1 protein-coding gene is annotated in these 2,257 nt (G+C 58.9%); it reads right to left on the bottom strand.

The genetic code is table 11. The annotated features are described in order from the left end of the window. Window positions 1-68: 68 nt before the first annotated feature. Complete coding sequence (locus tag PF446_RS04550; RefSeq protein WP_298070063.1) at window positions 69-1,754, bottom strand: AMP-binding protein; 1,686 nt, start codon at window positions 1,752-1,754, stop codon at window positions 69-71. Window positions 1,755-2,257 lie beyond the last annotated feature (503 nt).

The raw sequence follows: 2,257 nt of genomic DNA, 5'->3' as shown, positions 1-2,257 counted from the left end.
AATGGCGGACAGGAACATCCACTGTGAAACGGGATGGATCCGCAGTCGATCCATAGGATGACGCACGATCAGCTTTGCTCGCTGGCGGTGCCTTCGCGCAATTCCCTGCGCAGGATCTTGCCGACATTGCTCTTGGGTAATTCATCCAGGAATTCGATGTAGCGCGGTCGTTTGTAACCGGTCAGTTCGTCGTGGCAGTACGACACCAGATCATCCTTGGTGAGGTTCGGATCCTTCTTCACCACGAACAGCTTGACCACCTCGCCTGAATGCTCGTCCGACACTCCGACCGCAGCGACTTCGGATACGCCGGGGTGATCCATGACCACGTCCTCGACCTCGTTCGGGTAGACGTTGAAGCCGGACACCAGGATCATGTCTTTCTTGCGGTCGACGATATAGAAAAAGCCTTTCTCGTCCATCTTCGCCACATCGCCCGTATGCAGCCAACCGCTGTCCTCGAGGACTTTTGCGGTTTCATTCGGACGTTCCCAGTATCCCTTCATGACCTGTGGGCCACGCACCATCAGCTCGCCGACCTCGCCAGGAGGGAGGGTCTGGCCGTCATCGGACCAGATCGCGACTTCGGTGGATGGAATCGGAAGACCGATCGAGCTGTTGTAATCGGTCAGATCCAGCGGATTGATGCATGCGGCCGGCGATGTTTCGGTCAAGCCATAGGCTTCCGCCAGAGGGCAGCCGGTGACCTTCTTCCAGCGCTGGGCCACGACGCGCTGCACCGCCATGCCACCGCCCAGGCTCAGGTGCAATGCAGAAAAATCCAGTTTGTCGAATCCGGGCGTATTGAGCAGCCCGTTGAACAACGTGTTGACCCCGGTGATTGCGGTGAAGCGGATCTGGCCGAGCTCCTTTACGAACCCGGGCATATCGCGTGGATTGGTGATCAGGTAGTTGAGTCCGCCCAAACGCATGAAGACCAGGCAGTTCGCTGTCAGCGAAAAGATATGGTAGAGCGGCAGGGCGGTAATGATGACTTCCTCGCCCGGTTTGGTCTGGTCACCGATCCAGGCGCCTGCCTGGAGCATGTTGGCGACCATGTTCCCGTGGGTGAGCATGGCGCCCTTGGCCACGCCAGTGGTGCCGCCGGTGTACTGCAGGAAGGCCAGGTCGTCGTGGCCGAGCTTGATGGGTTTGAAGGTGTCCGGGTTGCCTTTAGATAGTGCGTCACGCATGCGCACTGCACCCTCGAGTTTGAAGGGCGGCACGGCTTTTTTTACGTACTTGAGGACGAAATTGATGACACCGCCCTTGGCCATTCCCAGCAGGTCGCCGACACCGGTTGTGACCATGTGGCGTACCGGTGTATCCGCAATGATTTTTTCCAGTGTGGCGGCGAAATTATCCAGGACCACGATGGTCTTCGCACCGGAGTCACACAACTGGTGCTTGAGCTCCCTGGCCGTGTACATCGGGTTGGTGTTGACCACGGTCAGCCCGGCCCGCAATGCACCGCACAGTGCCACCGGGTACTGCAGGATATTCGGCAGCATGATGGCAATGCGGTCGCCCTTGCCCAGTCCGAGGTCATTTTGCAGGTAGCTGGCGAATAGCTTGCTGAGCTGGTCGATTTCAGCGTAGCTGAGCACACGCCCGAAGTTGCTGTACGCCGGACGGTGACGAAAACGTTCAAACGCCTCTTCGATCACAGCCACCACGGAGCCGTACTGGTCGACGTCGATGGTGTGCGGTATGCCCGCAGGATACTGGGCCAGCCAGGGATGTTCACTGCTCATGATAATTGTAGTTCCCTCGGTTGCAGCGCAGGCGCCTGCACGCTGTACAGGATAAACCAAACGATCGTTTCATTTCAGCACAGGGCCTTCAGAAACGGCAAGCAAGCCATGGCGCAGCAGGTCGTGTCACGGGATCGATCCGGCAGGGACGAAAACAAGCACGTTCAGGTTGGTCCACGATGCAGCCGAACGCGTCAAGCAGGGGTTTTGCCCGGCTTTGCCAGCTCATGTCGCGTGTTCGCCCGCGCTTCGCCGATAGCGCAAGGGCGCTGCCATGGGAACGAACGTGCGACACATGCATCTTGATCACGGAGCATGGATACTGTTTTTCCAGCGTGGGGATGGATTGTTCATGAAACCTTTGGTGACACGACTCGCCAGTGTGCTTGTGCTGCTCGCTTCCGGATGTCATCACGCGCCGGCCGAAGAGCGGGTCCGCCAGGCCGTGACGGCCGCCGCGGATGCGGCGCGTAATCGCGATGCCGGTGCCTTCGCATCGATCC

The sequence above is a fragment of the Oleiagrimonas sp. genome, from assembly GCF_027858935.1.
Taxonomy (GTDB): domain Bacteria; phylum Pseudomonadota; class Gammaproteobacteria; order Xanthomonadales; family Rhodanobacteraceae; genus Oleiagrimonas.
This window is presented reverse-complemented; position numbering and strand designations above follow the sequence as displayed.